Genomic DNA, 11,959 nt, shown 5'->3' on the forward strand with positions numbered 1-11,959 from the left:
GGCCGACAGCATCGCGAAGCGATTCGAAGGGGGGTGGTTCTCGGGCGACGGGTGGGCCTGCGGCGCTGAACGAATGGCCCGACATGCTGCCGCCCGAGCGCAATGCCATCGCCCCGCCGGAGGCGCGCGGTCTGGGCCGTGACGAGGTCCGGATGCTGGTGGCGGCGGATCGCCTCACCCACACCGTATTCCGTGAGCTGCCACAGCAGTTACATGCGGGTGACCTGGTGGTGGTGAACAATTCGTCCACCCTGGCCGCCGCGGTCGACGGCGTTCTCGACGGCACACCGATCACACTGCACCTGTCCACCTGGCTCAACGCGTCCGTCGATACGGAGGCGTCGGCCAGCGGTCCACCGGATACCTTCGGTGGCTGCGACGGACTCTGGGTGGTGGAGGTGCGCACCCGCGAACGAACACCGTATGCGGGTGATCTCTACGCGGGCAATGAGATCCGGCTGCCCGATGGCGCCACGGCCACCCTTCGCGAACCCTGGCTACCGGGTGCGCGCCGACTCTGGATCGCCGAACTCAGCGCGGATCCCACCTGGCTGCTGGCGACCCACGGCTATCCGATCACCTATTCGTATGTGCCACAGCGTTGGTCGCCGTCCTACTACACGACGGTATTCGGCCGGATTCCCGGCAGTGCCGAAATGCCGAGCGCGGCGCGCCCGTTCACCCAAGGACTGGTGCTCGATCTGGTGACTTCCGGTGTGGCGATCGCGCCGATCACCCTGCACACCGGGGTCTCCTCGCCCGAGGCGGGCGAACCGCCGAGCCCGGAGCGCTTCGCGGTACCGGCGACGACCGCACGTCTGGTGAACGACACCAGGGCGGCGGGCGGCCGCATCATCGCGGTCGGCACCACGGTGACCCGAGCATTGGAGACCACGGCCGATCACAACGGTGTCGTGCATCCGGCCCGAGGATGGACCGAAGTAGTCCTGGGGCAACAGCGGCCCGCCCGGGTGGTCGACGGCATCATTACCGGCTGGCACGCTCCTGGCGCCTCACATCTGGATCTGCTCGTCGCCGTGGCGGGCGAGGCCCGCGTGCACGAGGCCTATGCCATCGCTCTCGATACCGGCTATCTGTGGCACGAGTTCGGCGACAGCGCGCTGCTGTTCGGACCTAGGAGGGCGTAATGGTCACCGTGGAGTCGAGCTGACCGGCGATCGTGACCCGTCCGCACTGACCGTTGCTGAGATCGAGATGGTCGGTCCTGGTCTTGGTCCGGCTCTTCTGGACGGTGGTATCGACGATGACCTGCACCTTGCCCACCGAGCACACCTTCACGAGCGCGGGCGTGCCGTCGAAACTGTAGGTGCCGCCACCCTGGCAGTTATTGGTCTCGTCGTGGAAGAAGATCCGGGCGGTACCGTCCGGACAGGGCGCCTCGGCGGCGGCCTGCGGCGGGCCGAGTACGACCAGCGGGCCGAGCGCGAGCGCGGCCGCGACGGAGCTTCGGGCCACAAGACGACGAATCGTCGGTTCCATCGTTGAATCCCTCATCAATACATATCCGGCAGGTGCCAGCGGATAGCCGCGGCGCCAGCATGATAACGCGTGACGTGCGCATTTGTCCGGTCGAAGCCCGTGCGAAGGCATCGGGTGGAGATCATCGCGGCGCGCCACGCCGGTGGCAATGTCGCGCACGGCCGGGCGAACCGACAGGATGGCGGGATGCTGCGCAGTTTTCAGGTGACGAATCACAGATCGCTGGCCGAACGGCAGGACTTGCGATTGAGCCGGGGGAGTGGTCCGGTCGCGGTGCCGGTGACGGCAGTGCACGGTGCGAGTGCCGCGGGTAAGACGAACCTGATCGACGCGCTGGGGCAGATGCGCGATGCGGTGCTGAATTCGGTGACCGGCTGGGATCCGTATGCCGGGCCGGTGCGCGCGCCGCATCGCGGATTCCCGGATCGCCCTTCGGAATTCGTGGCGGGCTTCGTCGCCGAGGGGGTGCCGTACACCTACGGGTTCCGGTTGGACAATGCGGATGTGACGGCCGAATGGCTCTACACCCATCCCCGCTCGCGCAAGCGAATCGTCTTCGAGCGCAATGGCGAACAGATCAAGATCGGCCCGATGTTCGAGGCCGCGCGCTACGGTATCGCGGCCTTGCTACCGCTGGTGCGCCCGAATGCGTTGCTGCTCAGTCTTGCCGGGCAGATGTACGCCGAGGCGCTGGTGCCCGCGTATCGGTGGTTCTCCGCGATGCTCGAGGTGCAGCACGGTGCCGTCGATGCCGCGGCGGTGGCGCGTCGGCTCGGCAGGCATCTCTCCGCCGCCCCGGATCATGCGGTGCGGCTGCTCATGCTGCTGCGCACCGCCGAACTCGGCATTTCCGATCTGTTGATCGCCGAACCCGATCCGATGTACGCGGACTATCTGCGCGAACTCGACGCCGATATCGCCGGGACGGCCAAGCAGGTGGAGCTCTGTGCCACTTCGCCGGGCCACGCCGACCAGTTGCTGCGGGATAACGGCATCACCGAGGTCATGCTCGAACGCGAGCTCGGCAATCTGAAGGCCGCCCGCGATGCCCTCTACACCAGGATGGTCGAACGCCGCGGCGTCGGGCTCGGCCTGGTGCACACCGGGATCGATGCCGTCTTCGATATCACTGACGAATCCGCCGCGACACTGTCGATGCTGCGGCTGCTGCCGACCATGCTCGACGCGCTGGACTCCGGTCGAGTGCTCGCGGTCGACGATATCGGCGCGCAGCTGCCGGTCGAGGAGACCGACCGGCTGATCCAGCTCTTCCAGAATCCGGAGACGAATTCCCGTGGTGCGCAATTGATCTTCACAACGAACAATCGCGCACTGATCGATCGGGCGAACGGTCGCTCGCAGCGCACCCGCACCGCGGTCTGGCAGATCCGTCGCACCGAACACGGCACCAGCGAGCTCGCCGCGCTGTAGTCCGCCGAAGCGTGTCGTCGGTGTGGCCGGCGCTGCGATCGTCGGACGATCCTGTGGTCGTTCGGCGGTGCTGTGGTCGTTCGATGGTGCTGTGGTCGTTCGATGGTGCTGTGGTCGTTCGGCGGTGGTGTGGTCGTTCGGCGGTGGTGTGGTCGTTCGATGGTGGTGTGGTCGTTCGGCGGTGGTGTGGTCGTTCGATGGTGCTGTGGTCGTTCGGCGGTGGTGTGGTCGTTCGGCGGTGCTGCGGTCGTCCGATGGCCCTGCACATCGGTCACCCGCGATACCCGGAACCTCGGCAGCGCCGACGACGAGCGTGCGAGGACCAATAGCATGGGTGCCATGGTGGAGTTCGCGATGCTGCTGATCGTTGTCGGCGCGCTGGTGGCGCTGGTCATGCTCTTCCTGCGTGGGCGCAACGGGTTCCGATTGGCGAATCCGGAGTCGGGGACGCTGTATGTCACCGGGGTGAGTCCGCGGCCCGATGCGACCGGTGCGCAGTATGTGACGATCACCGGCAATCTGACCGGGCCGTCGGTGCCCGGCGCCGTGGTCTACGGCCGCATGGCCTGGGATGTGAACGATTGGCCTGCGATCGGCGATCTCATCCCGGTCGTCTATCCGTCCGGCAAACCCGAACGCTGGCAGATCTCGCATCCGGGCGCGCGTCCGGGTCTCGGTTTCTGACCTGGTCGCGAGCCCGACCGGCGGTGGCGGACGCGGAGTTGGCGGCCCGGGCAGCGAGTGGGCTCGATCGGGTTGTTGCCGTGCGGCTGCTTGGCCGGTGGGAGGATGCGGGTATGGATGCGAAAGACGCCGAGCTCGTCATTCGAACTGCTCGGCCGGATGAGTACGACGCGGTCGGGGAGCTGACGGTCCAGGTCTACGTCGGTGAAGGCTTCGTGCGCGCGGGCAGCCCCTATGTCACCGAACTCGCCGATATCGCCCGTCGCGCCGACGCGGCCCAAGTGCTCGTCGCGGTGCGCGAGGGTCAGGTGGTCGGCGCGCTGGCGATCGCCCGGCCAGGCACGCCGTATGCCGATATCGCCCGGACGGGTGAGCTGGAGTTCCGCATGCTCGCCGTTTCGAAATCCGCGCGCGGCCTCGGCGCGGGAACGGCATTGATACGCACCGTCATCGAGTTGGCCCGTGCCGAATCCTTTGACGCCGTGGTACTTACCACCATGCCCGCCATGGTCGATGCACGGCGGATCTACGATCGTTTCGGTTTCGTCCCTGCGCCGGAACGGGATTGGACGACCGAGGCGGGAGAGTGGTTGACCGTGCTGCGCTTGGATCTTTCGGCCTGATCCGCGGCGGGCGGGCTCAGCCCAGCACGGTCGCGACGATGCCCGCCAGGTAGCCGAGCCGCGCGACCTCGGACGGACGGAAGTCGGGTCCACCGGGGCGCCCGAGCAGCAGCACCTTGCCGGTATTGCCCAGTGGCGCGGCCGCCAGTTTGGTATCCATATCGCGCCAGATCTGCGGCACCCAATCGGCCTCGGGATCGAGGACGGCGGGCTTCTCCAGTGGCATCCACGGCGCCGAACCGGCCTGTGTCTGCGGCGCGGATTGGCTGCCGACGACGCGGTAGGCGCCCTGCGGGCCCATATCGATAATGGTGCTCCAGCCGACCCGCAGCACCCGCGGCACGCCGTCGACGAGCACCTGCATCCGGTCGTCGCGGGCGCTGGCGACCTGGTCGATCAGCTCGAGTTCGCGATGGGTGTCCAGCACGCCGGAGTACGGGCGGATGGAGTCCACGTGCACATCGCCGATCGATTCCGCGGCGGTGATCAAGGTGTCCGGTAACGCACCCTGCGGCACCTCGACGACGAGGTCGTCGACCGCGAAACCCGCGCCCCGCTCGACCACGTCGAGGGAGAGGATGTCCGCGCCGACGGAGCCCAGTGCGAGTGCGAGCGCACCGAGGCTTCCCGGTCGATCCGGAAGTTGCACGCGGAGCAGGTATGACACGCGCATTCCTTTCCTTGGCGGCCGAGGCTCTGAAACGAATACCCGGGTCACGCAATACTTACACCCCTGAGTCCCGGTTATCGACTCGAAGTACGGCCAGTGACGGATGCCACACCGCGAATTCGTTCGGATGCGGCGTGTCACGCTAGTGGGCGGGGTGTGTCGTCGGATGCCCGGCTCCTGTGAAAATTGTGCGATAGATGGTCGCTAGGCTGTTCGGTGGCCGTTCACGAAGCTCAAATCATGCCGAAAGGGGTCCGCGGTGCCCGCCATCTCCCGCGACGAGGTCGCACACCTCGCCCGGCTGTCCAGGCTCGCCCTGTCCGAAGCCGAACTCGATCAGTTCGCCGGTCAGTTGGATTCGATCCTGAGTCACGTGCGGACCGTCTCCGAGGTCGCCGCCGCCGATGTGCCCGCGACCGCGTCGCCGAATCCGGCGACCAATGTGACGCGTCCGGATCAGGTCGTTCCGTGCCTGACCCCGGAGGAGGCGCTGTCCGGCGCTCCCGCGGTCGAAGACCAGCGGTTCGTGGTTCCGCAGATCCTGGGAGAAGGCGAATGAGTGCAGCATCGCGTAGTGATTCCGTGGGCGGCGGCGGTCGGGAGACGGGTGGGACGGACCTGACGGCATTGTCGGCTGCCGAACTGGCGGCAAAGATCCACGGCCGTGAGGTGACCTCGGTGGAGGTCACCCAGGCGCATCTGGATCGGATCGCCGCCGTCGACGGCGAGTACCACGCATTCCTGCACGTGGCCGGGAACGAGGCGCTCAGCGCGGCCGCCGCGGTGGACGCCGCGCTGGCCGCTGGCGATGCGCCCGCCTCGCCGCTGGCCGGAGTTCCGTTGGCGCTCAAGGACGTTTTCACCACCACCGATATGCCGACCACCTGCGCCTCGAAAATTCTCGAGGGCTGGGTCGCGCCCTACGACGCGACGCTGACCGCCCGGTTGCGCGCCGCGGGCATCCCGATCCTCGGCAAGACCAATATGGACGAGTTCGCCATGGGCTCCTCCACCGAGAACTCGGCCTTCGGCCCGACCCGTAATCCGTGGGATACCACCAGGATTCCGGGTGGCTCCGGCGGTGGTTCGGCGGCCGCGCTGGCCTCGCACCAGGCGCCGTTGGCGATCGGCACCGATACCGGCGGGTCGATTCGTCAGCCCGCCGCGGTGACCGCGACCGTCGGCACCAAGCCGACCTATGGCACCGTTTCCCGGTTCGGTCTGGTCGCCTGCGCGTCATCGCTGGACCAGGGCGGCCCGTGCGGTCGCACCGTGCTCGACACCGCGCTGCTGCACGAGGTGGTCGCCGGATACGATCCACGCGACTCCACCTCCCGCGATGTGCCGGTGCCGCCGGTGGTGGCCGCGGCGCGTCAGGGCGCCACCGGTGATCTGCGCGGCGTGAAAGTCGGTGTGGTGAAGGAACTCCACTCCGACAGCTACCAGCCGGGCGTCATCGCATCCTTCGACGCGGCGGTCGCGGTGCTGAAGGAGTTGGGCGCCGAGGTGGTCGAGGTGTCGTGTCCGCACTTCGAATACGCGCTGGCCTCCTACTACCTGATCCTGCCGAGCGAGGTGTCCTCGAACCTGGCGCGCTTCGACGCCATGCGCTACGGGCTGCGCGTCGCCGATGACGGCAGCCACAGCGCCGAGCAGGTCATGGCCGCTACCCGCGCGGCCGGATTCGGTCCGGAGGTCAAGCGCCGCATCATGATCGGCACCTACGCACTGTCGGCCGGCTACTACGACGAATACTACGGTCAGGCGCTCAAGGTGCGCACGCTGATCGCCCGCGACTTCGACAAGGCCTATGAGCAGGTCGACGTCCTGATCTCCCCGACGAGCCCGTTCACCCCGTGGAAGCTCGGGGAGAAGGTCGATGATCCGCTGGCGATGTACCTCTCGGACCTGTGCACCCTGCCGACGAATCTGGCCGGACATCCGGCCATGTCGGTGCCGTCGGGGTTGAGCAAGGACGACGGCATGCCGGTGGGCCTGCAGATCATGGCACCCGCCCTCGCCGACGATCGGCTGTACCGCGTCGGTGCGGCGTACGAGGCCGCGCGGGGACCGGTCGCCTGACGGCCCATAGTGAGTGGTAGTGGCCCCGAGCCCCGGGTCTCGTCTCGATACCTCGGATCTCGACGGGACCAGGGGCTCAGTGCACGGCTTTCTACCGCTCGATGGTCGCTACGCGGGCCAGATGAACTCCGGATCCGTCAGATAGTCCTGACGCCGCTGATCCAGTGCCATCGCCACCATCTGGTGCGCACCGGGTCCGATCACCTTGCGCAGCGGCGGATTCGGCATGTTCACCAGCGCGATCAACTCCGCCGCGGCCACTTCCGGGGCCGCCTCGACCCACTCGGCAGTGGCGTCCGTTTCGGCTGTGGTCTCGGCCTGGCCTGCCGGGGCGAGATCGGTTGCTTCGTCGGTGACCGGTAGCGGCGCAGTCGGGTCCGGGTAGTCCGGCATGCCGAGGATGCCGCTGCGCAGTTCGTCGTACGCCGGGAGCGCCGTCGCGAACTTCATGCTCGACTTCGCCCAATCGGTGTCGAAGCCGCCCAGCTGTGCCAGCGTGACGTGAATTCCGAAGGGCCGCAGCTCATCCGCGAGTGATGCGCCGAAACCCTCCAGCGCCCATTTGCTCGCGTTGTACATGCTGAACAGCGGCAGGCTGCCCACCGCGCCGACCGTCGAGATCTGCACGATGTGTCCCGATCCCTGTTTGCGCAGGTGCGGTACCGCCGCCTGTGAAACCCACAGCGCGCCATAGAAATTGGTATCCATCTGGGCGCGGATCTCGGCCTCGGTCAGTTCCTCTACCGCGCCGACCAGACCGTATCCGGCGTTGTTCACGATCACGTCGATACTGCCCGCGATCGCGAATGCCTGGCCCACGGTGGCGATCGCGCGGTCACGGTCGCGAACATCCAAGGGCAGCACCGTCAATCGGTCACTGTCGATATCGGCCATGGACCGCGGATCGCGAGCGGTCGCGACAACACCGTCGCCATCGGCGAGCGCGGCGAGGGTGAACGCACGCCCCAGTCCGCGGTTGGCGCCGGTGATGAACCAGGTTCTGGTCATGTCGATCCTTTCGTCGCGAGACGCTCCGTCTCGTTGGACAAAGATGCCAAGCGCGTGAAGCGTTGTCAAGACGAGACGTTTCGTCTCGTTGTTGGTAGAGTCGCGACATGGCCGAAACACCGAGCGCGGCCAGGCGCAGCGAACGCGCCCGCGCCGCGATCCTCACCGCCGCCACCGAACTGATCCGCGAGCTGCCGTATGCGAAGTTGAGCATCGAGGCCATCGCGGCACGGGCCGGAGTCGGTAAGCAGACGATCTACCGCTGGTGGCCATCGAAGGGTGCGGTCGTACTCGACGCGATGCTCGAACTCTATTCGGGCCCGGACGGTCTCGTGCTTCCGGACACCGGCGATATCCGTGCTGACCTGCGTGAGCTGGTCCGTGGCGCGATCGCCGAACTCACCGATCCGAGCTTCGAAGTCTTCCTCCGCGCTATGTACATCGAGATCCAGCAGGATCCGGAACTCGGCGGCGCCTACCGCGAGCGACTGCTGCTCCCGCAACGCGCCGCCATCGCCGAACGCCTCGCCGCAGGCCTCCGGGCGGGCCAACTCCGCGCCGACCTGGACTTCGATTTCGCCATCGATCTGCTCCTCGGCCCGATTCAGAGCCGTTGGGCCCTGGGCCTGCCCGGGCTCACCGAGGACTATGCCGACGCCGCTCTCGATGCCGCCCTGGCCCACCTCGCCCCCTGACCCGCACAGACGCCCGCACCCCCGCTCGGATCCCGAACAGGGGTGCGGCATGGCCTGGCTCAGCGGATGTCGGCCGGATCTACGGTCGCGGCCATGATGCGGTAGCCGGAGTCATTCGGGTGCGGACGATCTCCGCTGTCGAAGGCCGCGGCCAGGCGGCTGCGGTCGGCAGGGTCGGCGAGGACGGCATCGAGATCGACGATGGCGTCGTATTCTCCCGAGGTGCGGATCCATTCGTTGACCGCGAGGGGCTTGGCCTCGGCGGCGTCTGTAGTAGGGCGAACCGCCGAACGGGAGCAGGGTCGCGCCGAGGACGCGGAGTGCGGCGGCTCGGGCCAGCGGATCAGGTCGCGGTAGGAGGCGATGAGCTGTTCGGCGGAGACGTCAACAACCCCCACTGAGACGCCTCCACACCCGCCTCGCTGTTGCTCCCGCATACCTTCGTGTGTGCCACCCGGCGTGTCGTGCGGTGAGTCGTTGTGTGTGAGCGCGGAGGGAATGCGGGAGCGACGTGCGATATGCGTGGGAGGTCAGTGGGAGCGCAGGGATTCGGCTCGGCGCTGGATGCCTTCGGTCATGCCGGCGAAGCCGCGGCGGAGGTTCTTGCCGAGCAGGGCGATGACGAGGGGGTGCAGCCAGCCCGAGAGTTCGAAGTGGGATTCGTAGCGGGTGCGGTCCGGGCCGAGCGGGGTGACCTTGTGCGAGCGCAGGCTGTGCAGGGTACCGAGCGGGACCGGTTTCATCGAGTAGCTGAATTCGGTGCCCGGGGTGTGCGAGACCATCCATTCGCGCTGGCGTCGGGGACCGGAACCGGACAGTGCGACCAGCATGTCGATGGGTTCGCCGGGAACGAGCGTGCTGCGGGCTTCGATGCAGAAGGGGTTCCACTCGCCGTACCGGGGGAGGTCGGTGATCACCTGCCACACCAGTTCGGCGGGGGCGTCGATCTCGACGGTGGCATCGATGACAAAGGACATGATCAGTAAACTAGAACAAGTTCTAAGGGTGATCAAGCCTCCGAGCTGCGCAGTCGCCGATCAGCAGGTGCCCATGGCGGTGCCCTGGTCGGTGCCGTAGCGGTGGCCGTGGCCCGGCGGCGCGTGCAGTGCGGCGAGCAGGTCGGCACTGGTCTGCAGGAAGCTGACCACCGGAAGCCATTGCGGGACAGGGGCATCCACCCGGATATCACGAAGTTCGGGAGCCCGCCACAGCAGCGACGGCGACCAGTGCACCACCGGATCGGAGCTATTGGCCAGCACGGTCGCCCCCGCATGATGCACCTGACCGGCGGGCGGACCCGCCCAGAGGGCGGCGCAGGTACGGCGGTCCTGGTCGGCGTCGTCGGCGAAGATCGAGCTGCCGCCGAGCGCGCCGAGGCTCTGCCCATAGACGTAGAGCCGGGGCCGGTGGTCGAGTGCGCCGATGCGCCGCTCCACGGCGGTGAACAATGCACGCGCCGAGGCGATCGCATCGTCGCGGCCGAAGAGAAAGGTCACCCAGCTCGGGGCGTAGGAGTACTGCATGCCGACCAGGGCGACGTCGCCGCCGAAGCGTTCGTAGAAGCCGCGGACAGCGTTCGCATCGATCCACCCCGACCCGGTCGGTACCGAAAGGACGATATTCGAGCGTTCCAGTCCGCCGGAGCGTTCCAGTTCCCGAATCGCCAGGGCCACCCGGGAATCGAGATCGTACGCGGAGTCGAGTCCGACATACACCCGGACCGGTCCGGCGGGTGATCCGGTGACGAACTTGCGCCCCTCCGCGCCCAGCGACGGCCAGCTGATGGCCGATTCGGCGCTGCCGGATCGGGCATAGGAAACCGGTTGCACCAGTTCGGGATCGATCGTCGCATTGGCGGCGGCGTAGGCGCTGCGCCGCCAGTCCACTACTGCGGGCACGCCGATGAGATAGAGCACCGATGCCGCGACCGCGGTGACCGTGATACCGCGCGTCCAGCCGAGTTGCCGTGCGATCCACCCGGTGGCCCGGGCGATTCCGGCACAAGTGCCGACGATCACCGCCGATATCAGGGCCCAGTGCAGCCAGTACCCCGGGCCGATGAGCGTCGTATCCATCGCCGTACGCAGCTGGTTCTGCCAATGACTCGCGTTCGCGGCCGTGCCGAGAATCGCGATCGCGGTCAGACCGAGCAGTGGTGTCCGAAACCGACTCACGGCATGGTTGATGTCGAAATTCCAGTACCGCAACATAATTCGTAGAATGCCCGCGGTGCCGAGCGCGATGGCGGCCAGTAGTCCGGTCAGCACGGCTTGGGCGCTCGGAGTGCGTGGCAGCAGACCGGGGGCGAGCGATATGACTGTGCCGAGGCCGATTCCGAGCGTCGTACCGATGCGTGGCCGCAGCGCTCGGCGAAACCGATTGGCGACCAATGTCTTCCAACGGCCATATCGAGGTGACCCGCCGTTCGGGCTCGTCGGCCCGGCGGCATTCCGCGCGGTGGCGGCCGGTCTGGTCGATGTCAACGTGCTCACGCCTGAACCCCCTGCACACCAATGTGATTCGAAACGGCTGCCCGAGCTCCGGCCCGTCGTTCGGTGGACGGCAGAACACCAGCCAGCACCACCCCGAGACCGACGACACCAGCAAGCCATGCCAGCCACCCGCCGCCGCGCTCGGAACTCTCCGCGCCGAGTGCGGATTCGAGCACCGGCACCCCGTAGTCCTGCCGTCGCGAATTCAGATCGACGAATGTGTACGCGATACTCGCCATCGCATTGCAGCGAGCGCGGGAGAACGCGTCGTCACGGCTCGCGCACGCCCCGTGCATATGCGTGGCGAGGGTCGCGTCGAGGGCCTGCCGCGCCCAGCCGGCCAGCGGCTCGTCACGCTCGCCCGCGTACCGCAGCAGGTCGTAGCCCAGATCGTGTGCCTTACAAGCGGTTTCGAATTCGGCGGGCAATGTCACCGGTGACGAGCAGTCCCCCTTCGGATTCACCAGCAGCCCGTCGACGACAGTCGGCCGATAGTCGAACCGGTCCGCGAAATCGGCGGGAATCGCGGCGGCCGAACCCGGCCCACCCGAGGTCAGGTCGACGACCGCCGCACCGGCCGCGGCGTTTTCCGCCGGTCGGTGCACGGTGGCGGCGTGCGTCGCGGGCGCCAGCACAATGGTGGCCGCCACGGTGGTCAGCGCGGCCGCCGTCAATGCGGCGCAGCGCCGGGCGATGGGTTGCGCTCGGGCGTCGTGCGCCCCGGCGTCGGCCTGCCTCGCGGTGTTCGGTGTGCTCATGGTGCTCGACGCTAGG

The 11,959-nt window shown here is 67.5% G+C and carries 14 protein-coding genes; 7 read left to right on the forward strand and 7 right to left on the reverse strand.

The window, feature by feature from the left end; translation table 11 throughout:
* Positions 1–83: 83 nt before the first annotated feature.
* Positions 84–1,148, forward strand: a complete 1,065-nt coding sequence (locus ACQP2D_RS10440; protein ID WP_433683515.1) for an S-adenosylmethionine:tRNA ribosyltransferase-isomerase — start codon at positions 84–86, stop codon at positions 1,146–1,148.
* Here the strand turns inward: ACQP2D_RS10440 and ACQP2D_RS10445 are convergent.
* The gene (locus tag ACQP2D_RS10445) at positions 1,135–1,500 is read right to left on the reverse strand and encodes a hypothetical protein (protein ID WP_433683516.1); all 366 of its coding nucleotides are present in this window, start codon (positions 1,498–1,500) and stop codon (positions 1,135–1,137) included. The genes ACQP2D_RS10440 and ACQP2D_RS10445 overlap by 14 nt on opposite strands.
* A gap of 186 nt (positions 1,501–1,686) precedes the next feature.
* Here ACQP2D_RS10445 and ACQP2D_RS10450 point away from each other — a divergent pair, with 186 nt between their 5' ends.
* The 3 genes from ACQP2D_RS10450 (at position 1,687) to ACQP2D_RS10460 (ending at position 4,238) form a co-directional block, all read left to right on the forward strand.
* A complete protein-coding gene (locus ACQP2D_RS10450) occupies positions 1,687–2,931 on the forward strand; it encodes an AAA family ATPase (RefSeq protein ID WP_433685602.1) in 1,245 nt (414 codons plus the stop codon).
* Between the two features lie 339 nt (positions 2,932–3,270).
* Positions 3,271–3,615 (forward strand): hypothetical protein, encoded by a 345-nt coding sequence (locus ACQP2D_RS10455; RefSeq protein ID WP_433683517.1) that lies wholly within the window; start codon positions 3,271–3,273, stop codon positions 3,613–3,615.
* 113 nt (positions 3,616–3,728) lie between these two features.
* Positions 3,729–4,238, forward strand: a complete 510-nt coding sequence (locus ACQP2D_RS10460) for a GNAT family N-acetyltransferase (RefSeq protein WP_433683518.1) — start codon at positions 3,729–3,731, stop codon at positions 4,236–4,238.
* 16 nt (positions 4,239–4,254) lie between these two features.
* On the opposite strand, the gene ACQP2D_RS10465 is transcribed toward ACQP2D_RS10460, so the two are convergent.
* On the reverse strand, positions 4,255–4,905 hold the full coding sequence (locus tag ACQP2D_RS10465; RefSeq protein WP_433683519.1) for an amino acid-binding protein: 651 nt from the start codon (positions 4,903–4,905) through the stop codon (positions 4,255–4,257).
* 262 nt (positions 4,906–5,167) lie between these two features.
* Between ACQP2D_RS10465 and gatC the strand changes: the two genes are divergently transcribed.
* Entirely contained in the window at positions 5,168–5,467 is a 300-nt protein-coding gene (gene gatC, locus ACQP2D_RS10470) for an Asp-tRNA(Asn)/Glu-tRNA(Gln) amidotransferase subunit GatC (RefSeq protein WP_354955764.1), read from the forward strand.
* The gene (gatA, locus tag ACQP2D_RS10475) at positions 5,464–6,990 is read left to right on the forward strand and encodes an Asp-tRNA(Asn)/Glu-tRNA(Gln) amidotransferase subunit GatA (protein WP_433683520.1); all 1,527 of its coding nucleotides are present in this window, start codon (positions 5,464–5,466) and stop codon (positions 6,988–6,990) included. The genes gatC and gatA overlap by 4 nt, the downstream gene beginning before the upstream one ends.
* Positions 6,991–7,098: 108 nt before the next feature.
* Here gatA and ACQP2D_RS10480 read toward each other — a convergent pair whose 3' ends face one another.
* The gene (locus tag ACQP2D_RS10480) at positions 7,099–7,998 is read right to left on the reverse strand and encodes an SDR family NAD(P)-dependent oxidoreductase (RefSeq protein WP_433683521.1); all 900 of its coding nucleotides are present in this window, start codon (positions 7,996–7,998) and stop codon (positions 7,099–7,101) included.
* Between the two features lie 107 nt (positions 7,999–8,105).
* Between ACQP2D_RS10480 and ACQP2D_RS10485 the strand changes: the two genes are divergently transcribed.
* Positions 8,106–8,693 (forward strand): TetR/AcrR family transcriptional regulator, encoded by a 588-nt coding sequence (locus tag ACQP2D_RS10485; RefSeq protein WP_433683522.1) that lies wholly within the window; start codon positions 8,106–8,108, stop codon positions 8,691–8,693.
* 59 nt (positions 8,694–8,752) lie between these two features.
* On the opposite strand, the gene ACQP2D_RS10490 is transcribed toward ACQP2D_RS10485, so the two are convergent.
* From ACQP2D_RS10490 to ACQP2D_RS10505, 4 genes are all read right to left on the reverse strand, one after another.
* A complete protein-coding gene (locus ACQP2D_RS10490; protein WP_433683523.1) occupies positions 8,753–9,091 on the reverse strand; it encodes a hypothetical protein in 339 nt (112 codons plus the stop codon).
* Positions 9,092–9,223: 132 nt separating this feature from the next.
* A complete protein-coding gene (locus ACQP2D_RS10495) occupies positions 9,224–9,670 on the reverse strand; it encodes an SRPBCC family protein (RefSeq protein WP_433683524.1) in 447 nt (148 codons plus the stop codon).
* 60 nt (positions 9,671–9,730) lie between these two features.
* Entirely contained in the window at positions 9,731–11,185 is a 1,455-nt protein-coding gene (locus ACQP2D_RS10500) for an alpha/beta-hydrolase family protein (protein WP_433683525.1), read from the reverse strand.
* Complete coding sequence (locus ACQP2D_RS10505) at positions 11,182–11,943, reverse strand: hypothetical protein (protein WP_433683526.1); 762 nt, start codon at positions 11,941–11,943, stop codon at positions 11,182–11,184. The genes ACQP2D_RS10500 and ACQP2D_RS10505 overlap by 4 nt, the downstream gene beginning before the upstream one ends.
* Positions 11,944–11,959: the final 16 nt, after the last annotated feature.

The sequence above is a fragment of the Nocardia sp. CA-119907 genome, assembly GCF_050955995.1.
Taxonomy (GTDB): Bacteria; Actinomycetota; Actinomycetes; order Mycobacteriales; family Mycobacteriaceae; genus Nocardia.

Bases quoted from the DNA above. Each gene is read 5' to 3' on its own strand.
- gatA (WP_433683520.1), top strand. From the start codon at position 5,464: ATGAGTGCAGCATCGCGTAGTGATTCCGTGGGCGGCGGCGGTCGGGAG.
- ACQP2D_RS10445 (WP_433683516.1), bottom strand. From the start codon at position 1,500: ATGGAACCGACGATTCGTCGTCTTGTGGCCCGAAGCTCCGTCGCGGCC.
- ACQP2D_RS10485 (WP_433683522.1), top strand. From the start codon at position 8,106: ATGGCCGAAACACCGAGCGCGGCCAGGCGCAGCGAACGCGCCCGCGCC.
- ACQP2D_RS10460 (WP_433683518.1), top strand. From the start codon at position 3,729: ATGGATGCGAAAGACGCCGAGCTCGTCATTCGAACTGCTCGGCCGGAT.
- ACQP2D_RS10495 (WP_433683524.1), bottom strand. From the start codon at position 9,670: ATGTCCTTTGTCATCGATGCCACCGTCGAGATCGACGCCCCCGCCGAA.
- ACQP2D_RS10480 (WP_433683521.1), bottom strand. From the start codon at position 7,998: ATGACCAGAACCTGGTTCATCACCGGCGCCAACCGCGGACTGGGGCGT.
- ACQP2D_RS10440 (WP_433683515.1), top strand. From the start codon at position 84: ATGCTGCCGCCCGAGCGCAATGCCATCGCCCCGCCGGAGGCGCGCGGT.
- ACQP2D_RS10450 (WP_433685602.1), top strand. From the start codon at position 1,687: ATGCTGCGCAGTTTTCAGGTGACGAATCACAGATCGCTGGCCGAACGG.
- ACQP2D_RS10455 (WP_433683517.1), top strand. From the start codon at position 3,271: ATGGTGGAGTTCGCGATGCTGCTGATCGTTGTCGGCGCGCTGGTGGCG.
- ACQP2D_RS10505 (WP_433683526.1), bottom strand. From the start codon at position 11,943: ATGAGCACACCGAACACCGCGAGGCAGGCCGACGCCGGGGCGCACGAC.